The 6,876-nt window shown below is 37.0% G+C and carries 7 protein-coding genes; 5 read left to right on the top strand and 2 right to left on the bottom strand.

What is annotated here, in order from left to right; all coding sequences use genetic code 11:
• Positions 1-658: 658 nt before the first annotated feature.
• Positions 659-1,060 carry a hypothetical protein gene (locus J7E77_RS23985; protein ID WP_214717342.1) on the bottom strand — a complete coding sequence of 134 codons (402 nt, stop codon included), beginning with the start codon at positions 1,058-1,060 and terminating at the stop codon, positions 659-661.
• A gap of 87 nt (positions 1,061-1,147) precedes the next feature.
• On the opposite strand from J7E77_RS23985, the gene J7E77_RS23980 reads away from it, so the two are divergent.
• The 3 genes from J7E77_RS23980 to J7E77_RS23970 all read left to right on the top strand — a co-directional run bounded on the left by J7E77_RS23980 (position 1,148) and on the right by J7E77_RS23970 (position 4,371).
• The gene (locus tag J7E77_RS23980) at positions 1,148-1,285 is read left to right on the top strand and encodes a hypothetical protein (RefSeq protein ID WP_214717341.1); all 138 of its coding nucleotides are present in this window, start codon (positions 1,148-1,150) and stop codon (positions 1,283-1,285) included.
• A gap of 1,047 nt (positions 1,286-2,332) precedes the next feature.
• On the top strand, positions 2,333-3,634 hold the full coding sequence (ltrA, locus tag J7E77_RS23975) for a group II intron reverse transcriptase/maturase (RefSeq protein ID WP_214717340.1): 1,302 nt from the start codon (positions 2,333-2,335) through the stop codon (positions 3,632-3,634).
• Positions 3,635-4,176: 542 nt separating this feature from the next.
• A complete protein-coding gene (locus tag J7E77_RS23970; protein WP_214717338.1) occupies positions 4,177-4,371 on the top strand; it encodes a hypothetical protein in 195 nt (64 codons plus the stop codon).
• 235 nt (positions 4,372-4,606) lie between these two features.
• On the opposite strand, the gene J7E77_RS23965 is transcribed toward J7E77_RS23970, so the two are convergent.
• The gene (locus J7E77_RS23965; RefSeq protein WP_214717336.1) at positions 4,607-5,461 is read right to left on the bottom strand and encodes a cupredoxin domain-containing protein; all 855 of its coding nucleotides are present in this window, start codon (positions 5,459-5,461) and stop codon (positions 4,607-4,609) included.
• Positions 5,462-5,734: 273 nt separating this feature from the next.
• On the opposite strand from J7E77_RS23965, the gene J7E77_RS23960 reads away from it, so the two are divergent.
• The gene (locus J7E77_RS23960) at positions 5,735-6,052 is read left to right on the top strand and encodes a hypothetical protein (RefSeq protein WP_214717334.1); all 318 of its coding nucleotides are present in this window, start codon (positions 5,735-5,737) and stop codon (positions 6,050-6,052) included.
• A gap of 288 nt (positions 6,053-6,340) precedes the next feature.
• A complete protein-coding gene (locus J7E77_RS23955; RefSeq protein ID WP_214717332.1) occupies positions 6,341-6,610 on the top strand; it encodes a hypothetical protein in 270 nt (89 codons plus the stop codon).
• Positions 6,611-6,876 lie beyond the last annotated feature (266 nt).

Below are 6,876 nucleotides of genomic sequence, written 5' to 3'. Positions count from 1 at the left end.
ATACCTTGGCTCCTCACGACCTGCATCTGCAATGGCAACGGCAATTTTTTCCTTTGAAACGTCTAAACCTACATATTTAATGAGGGCAGGTTACTTGAAGAAAATGTGAAAAATTAAGGGTATGATCACATGAGGATGTGGCATTTGAATAAGCTTATACACTTTTAGGGAAATATTGATTTATTGTAAATATATTCCCTAATTAGTGCTTGAGGTAGCTTTTCTGGATGAAACCCCTAGGTATGTGCATAAACGGATTGATTTATTCGAGTGTGAATTTACTCTTTGTATGTCCATCCAACAGGTTCCGATGGACTGCTCTTCACCAGGTATTATACAACCTGTTCCACTGCAAACGCACTATCGCCCACTTTCCGTCAATCACCACGGTCCTCAAGTATTTTGATTCTTCCTGGGAAGGTGCCCTCGAAGTCCTCATCGTGAAGGAAATGGTAGAAACAGTCCGTTGGGATACCAGAGACGAGGAGAATCTCTATCTCAAAGCCAACGCTTGATAAGATAATGATAGACAAGAGTGTATACTAGACAAGGGCATCCCAGTATGAGATTGCCCTTTTTGTTTTCCTCTTATCTGCTTTTCGCCTTCAAAAAGGCCGCATAATTTGCCGCCTTTTCAGGCGGGGCCGTGAGGGATCTCTCATAGCCTTTCCGGAAGCTTCTTTCGTACGCCCTTACACCTCTGCCCGAGTATCCGTCGGGCCGCCTGTTCCGCCGTCAATTCCGGGTGGGCATGAAGGTATGCGTAGAATTTCTTCCCGGAAGAAAAAGAGAGATACACCTGCCGGAGAAGCCCTATTTTCATGAGGGGCAGGACGATTTCCTTCTTGTTGTCTTTGGACAGCCGGGATTGTGGCATCTGCTGCCAGGCACGGGAAATCCGGAAATTATGCCGGTCTTCTAGCCCCGAACGGATTCCCTCATAATATCCCTCTTCCATCCCCATCTGGATGGGGTCGGGCGGGGCTTGGCCGTCTGTCTGGAGACCGCCGGCGAAAGAGAGGACGGCAAACAGAAAAAAGGCAACCAGGTTCCGTGTCACAGAGTTTTCCCCCTTTCTGTGTCAATTCGTTCTCTTTAGTATAACCAGTCATTTCCTTCATATGATAGCGGGGAAGGAGGAAAAACAATGACGAACCGTAATAACAATCGAAATCAACCTCATACTGGAGAAGGTAAAGCAAGAGATACAGAATTTAGTACAGAGTTTAACCAAAGCAAAAAAGCTAGGAAAAGAGCTGCAAGAGAGAGAAAAAATAATAGTTAATAGCAAAAATGGATAACCATACTTGATATAGGGTTATCCATTTTTATTTTAAAAATAGAATAAAGTAAAAAATATTTAATAATTAATTAATCGTAACTATCGGCAATGCTCTATGTTATTAAATAAATACACAAAAAAACCGCCTTTCTCTTCAGCGGTTTTTTTGGACAGTAGGTGTCAAGTAAACAAACTTAACGATATTAATTTGTGCCAATTAAATAATAAATATTCATTATTATATTAAATGGGTGTGTTGTTAAACTTGAAGCAAGGCTTTATTTTTCATCCAAGGCGGGATAAAAGCTTACCTTTTTAGGAAGGTGGGGTGTATAAAGCCTTACTCTTAATCAGAAGTTTATCCCTACTAATGGGTATTTTTGTATAAGTTTTTGTGCTTAATATTATTTGTTACTATCTATAAACACCTGAAAATGTTGATAACGTTTATGGATATGTCCATTAAAGGGAGGATATTTCTTCATTAAGTCCTTCTACATCTATGAAAGGGACTGCTCAGAAGTCCTTTTTCTTGTGCGTGCCCAGCAAGCCGTTAATTGCTAATTGGTGAAAGTCCAATCTGAGTAAGTACCAAGACGCTCAGTAGCTGACAGGCAACTGGTGGAGAAATCCTAAGGTTGAAGCCCTGTGACAAAGTAACTCTATTGAAGAGTGCGAGCAAACTAACAGGTTGTAACATAAAGTGAATCCTGCCGTCTCGTCAAAAGGACCCACCATTGGTGGACAAAGAGAAGTCGAGCCTTGATAAGATGGGCGAAGACCATGGAAGGTGTGAAGAACTTGGGAAAGCAGCACCGAAGAATCTCTCGGGGTAAGGGGAATGACATGTTAGGAAAGTAATTAACGGAACTGGGGATACCCTCCTCGTCACTTTCTTATGAAAGTAAAGCAGAAACCTATAAGTGCAAGCGAAATGGTGGATGGATGAGAGGGAGTCGGAGGGGTTCATAGTACCAATGATGACAATGACAACATAACATTGTCTAGGAAAGGAACCCTACTTCGTTCATATGTTGGGGGTAAGAGTCAGTGAATGCCAAGAAAATGGCTAACTACACCAATAATGCAAAAGCTCAAGAACTCTGGAAGACGTTATATCTTTGTGCCAAGGAAAACACTGGCCGCAAGTTTCATGCATTATATGATAAAATCTATCGTCCTGACATCCTATGGGAAGCATGGCAACGTGTGAAACGAAAGAAAGGTAGTGGAGGTGTAGATGGACAATCGATTGAAAGTATCGTCGAGGAATATGGGGAGAAGAAATTCTTGAACGAACTCTACCTAGAGTTAAAGGAAAATAGATATCATCCACATCCAGTCCTAGGAAACTACATACCAAAAGACGACGGAAGGAAACGTCCATTAGGAATTCCTACTATAAAAGACCGAGTAGTACAAATGGCAACCAAAATGATTATTGAACCTATCTTTGAGGCAGACTTTCAGGATTGCTCATTTGGCTTTCGCCCTAAGCGTAATGCTCATCAAGCCATGGCGAAGATTCGTAAGGCAAGTAAGAAATGTTTTTGGGTAGTAGACGTCGATATCCAAGGATATTTTGATAACATCAACCAAGATAAGTTGATGAAACTAGTGGAGCAACGTATAAGCGACCGAAGAGTTTTAAAATTACTTCGTAAATGGCTGAAAGCTGGCATTATGGAAGAGGGGAAAATAAGAAGTCCAATTACAGGAACACCGCAAGGTGGTGTGATATCTCCACTATTAGCAAACATTTATTTAAATACAATGGACAAGCTCTGGGAGAAAAAGTTTAAACACCTAGGTGAAATAGTGAGGTATGCGGATGACTTCGTCATCATGTGCAATACCAAACAGAAGGCGCTTGAAAGTATTCGCGTGATTCAAGCTATTATGGAAAAACTTGACCTTTCAATAAATAGGGAGAAATCAAGATTGGTTCGCTTATGGGATAATGTAGAAGGATTCGACTTTCTAGGTTTTCACAATCGTAAATTTCCACTCCGTTTAAAGGGTGGTAAAACAATTCATGTCATGTCGCATATACCGAAAAAGAACGCAATGAAGAAAATGCGTGCAAAGATTAAGGCATATACAGAGCCAAGAGGAAAACTGTATATGGATCTTAATGACTTGGTGATGGGATTAAATAAGAGACTACAAGGTTTCAAAAATTACTACCAAATATCATCACAAGCAAAGAAATGGCTTAACCGGATTGATTGGTATGTGATAGAGCGCCTTACTTTATTTTATAACAAGAAAAGAAATAGGCATTCGAAACACGGAAATTCAACTGACGTGAGAAGAATGATTGGTCATATATTGGTGAAGTTAGCAAGTTAGTTTCTGTAATGCCAAAGGAAGAAGAACGTCGGAAAGCCGTATGAGGGAAAACCTCACGTACGGATTGATGAGGAGGAACTGAAAGTAGGTGAGATAGCCGAAGGCTATCCCATTGAAATCAGTTTCTTACTCTACTTAACTAACGGTCAGGATATTTGAATAAAAGAGATAAAAATCCATCTCTATTTTATGTCGTATCTGACGATAAACGGCGTAGTAGTGTTTATGTTTTGGGATAGTCCGAGAATTTTTCACAGAGGAATACAAACACCTTTATAAAGCTTATAACAACAATGATCCCAGATCCTACTCCTAATAGGAAATTCCAAATATACCACCAAGCATCACGCATAAAACCACTCCTGAGCTATTTTGCTGAGTATTGCCATAATGAGTGGACTGAATCAGCATTTTTTTAACCGTTTTAATGAACAGTACGACCATAATATGCACCAAAATATAGGTTAGTTGAACAAAAAGTTTAGTAAAAGCACTTCTTTTATGGGCACCACGCATATATAAAAACATATGCTATTTTTTTTATGGAGGTTAGTGTATGTACAAATGTCGTTGTTGCCAAGGTACAGGATTTTGTGGTTATTGTGCTGGTAATAGAATGTGTCGTTGTTGTATGGGTAGGGGATGTCACCACTGTCAGGGAAGTGGATGTTGCCCTTGTTGTCACGGTGGAAGAAGATGTGGCTGTTGTGGTGGATCAGGTGTTCAACCGTACCTAGGTAAAGCTTACTAATGCTATTAAGCATCTTATTCAATTACACAAGTTGCTCTCATCTTATAAAAATGGCGGGTTAATTATATATCAATATTTTTAGGATTAGTTATATTTGTGGTCAAACTCTTGAGCTTGTTGTTAAATATTTAGCTGCCATCATAGGCAGCTTTTCTTATTAAGCTAACCGAGCAGATATGTATCAAAAAAACCCCGTTATTAATAAGGGGGTTTGGAAAAAGCTATTGGACAGTTATGGTCCCTTTGTACATATTCATTCCACAAGCGTAATGGTAAGTTCCGGGCTTGAGAGATTTAATATTAACATAGTTGTTTGTATGTGCTTTTAATGAAACATTAAACCCTAGTTCCTCTGATAAGACAATACCAGTGCAACCAACATCTTCTGTTTTAAAGTTAATGATTGATGGTGTTCCAGCTTTTATTACTGTATTATTAGGGGTGTACTCAGTAGGTTTTACCATAACTTCATATATCTGGCTACTTGTATCTGTAAATTTTATTTCCTCTACCTCGTTTGACGCTTGTTCACTTCCACTTGCATAAAACGCACCTCTTCCGAATACAAGAACACCCATAAATATTAACAGAACAACTAAAAAAATAGGATTTGTTAATATTGGCTTTCTATTGGAGGAATCTTGTTTACTTGTTTTTGATTCTTCGTCTATTAAACGAATGAGTAATACCATTACTGCTACAAACACTATGTCAATAAAGTAAATCATAACATCTGTAGATTTGGGTTGTAACATAACACCTAACATCGAACCCATCATTCCGCCCATTATTCCTGCTGTTAATCCGTCGATTGATGCCATAAGTGAAACAGGTTTGCCCGTTATATATCCAACTATCATACCTAATGTTACAGATGCAATGGTGGGTATGGTTAAATCTTTATTTTGTATAAGGGTTCCTAAAATACTCCCAATAGCAATACTCGCCATCATCGAGTTAGTCATACTTATCATCATTCCAGCCATACAGGTAAGCTTGTTTTTGTTTCGAAAAGTGAAATAAACAACATAGCTTGATAATAGAACAATCAGTATTATACTAATAATAGGTAACATTTTATTTCCACCTTTGTAACTTGATTAAATTAACTAACAATAGTAATTATACAATGGTTGCAAATATAAACAATAAGAATATTATTGATACTTATTGAGCTAACGGGTGAGTTTTCTGGAAGAAAGAAAAGGAACTCCTATTTCAATATTAAATAAAATTAATTTAGTAACAGTATTCTTAAGAAAATTTATTCGTCATAAGATATTGTAAAGATATAAGCGGATAAAGTTTACATATATGATAATTAGAATTTTTTAAGGGGAGAAGGGAGTATGAGTGATTCAAAAAAGAGGGAGTTACCTGACAATTATTATTTATTAGTTGATGAATTACTTATACTATTACCGAAATTTGGCGGCTTAGAGAAAATGCAGTTTTTGGGAGTTAGAGCTATAAATACAGGTAATTTTTATTATTGGAAATTAATATATAATGGACATAATCTATTAGTAAGGGTTGCTGATCAACCCTTGAGTCTTAGTAACAAACACCAAACATACTTAGTAAGTTTCAGTAACTTTAATAATATTGAGTGGTATTTTGCACCAATAAAGGAATTAAGGGAAATAACGATAACCGTTAAGGATTAACCTCTTGGCAATGTTTTAATTATAATCATTAATTAAAAATTATGCTATATAATAGTTAACTTATTAGTAAATCAAGTCGAAATATAACGTAATCGTTAGATTTTGTGAAAAATTGTACTTAAACTAACGGGTGCTTGAGTTCAACAATATTTGGCTGCTAAGATAGCCTTTTTTTGTTGTTCCACTAGAGGGGCAGGTTAATTGAATAAGGCTTCGATTTTAAGAATGAAGAATTCCAAGTAAGAAATTGAAGAAATTAAAAGAAAGAAATCTTATAATTCAATTTCTATGGAAGGACCTGATATTATTTTTCATATCATTTTTGTAGTTGTTTACATTATTTTGTGTTTTGCTTTGTTTGGAATATTGGATAGAGTTAAGGCAAATAAATTAAAGGCATTGAAATCTGAATTGGAACGGAATATAGATGAAGATGATGAACAACTTTCAAATAAAGAAAAAGTCTTGTTAAATAAAACAGTTTTCTGGTCACGAATTAGAGTAGGGGTAGGAATTATTATGTTTATAGGGCTGTTACTCATTATTTTGTATAAATAAATTAAATAACGCTTCTTCAACTAAGGGGTGCTAGAGTTAAACAAAGGGTTGTTGGTGCAACTCTTTTTCTTATTGTACTCCCTCAGTTTAATACGATTTTCTCACGAATACTCGCTTATTCGCAGGATTTCATAACCCTTAATATGGATTTAACGATTAAATGAAATGAGTTCAGATCATTATGGCTCCGTGAAGGCATAGTGAAATAAAGGAGTATTACAAAACTCCACATTTTACCATATGATGTACATTATCCACGCCGCTCC

This window comes from Bacillus sp. ISL-77, assembly GCF_018613105.1.
The sequence above is the reverse complement of the archived record's forward strand: the minus strand, read 5'-3'. Positions and strand labels throughout refer to the sequence as shown.

Bases quoted from the DNA above. Each gene is read 5' to 3' on its own strand.
- J7E77_RS23960 (WP_214717334.1), top strand. From the start codon at position 5,735: ATGAGTGATTCAAAAAAGAGGGAGTTACCTGACAATTATTATTTATTA.
- J7E77_RS23955 (WP_214717332.1), top strand. From the start codon at position 6,341: ATGGAAGGACCTGATATTATTTTTCATATCATTTTTGTAGTTGTTTAC.
- J7E77_RS23965 (WP_214717336.1), bottom strand. From the start codon at position 5,461: ATGTTACCTATTATTAGTATAATACTGATTGTTCTATTATCAAGCTAT.
- J7E77_RS23970 (WP_214717338.1), top strand. From the start codon at position 4,177: ATGGAGGTTAGTGTATGTACAAATGTCGTTGTTGCCAAGGTACAGGAT.
- J7E77_RS23980 (WP_214717341.1), top strand. From the start codon at position 1,148: ATGACGAACCGTAATAACAATCGAAATCAACCTCATACTGGAGAAGGT.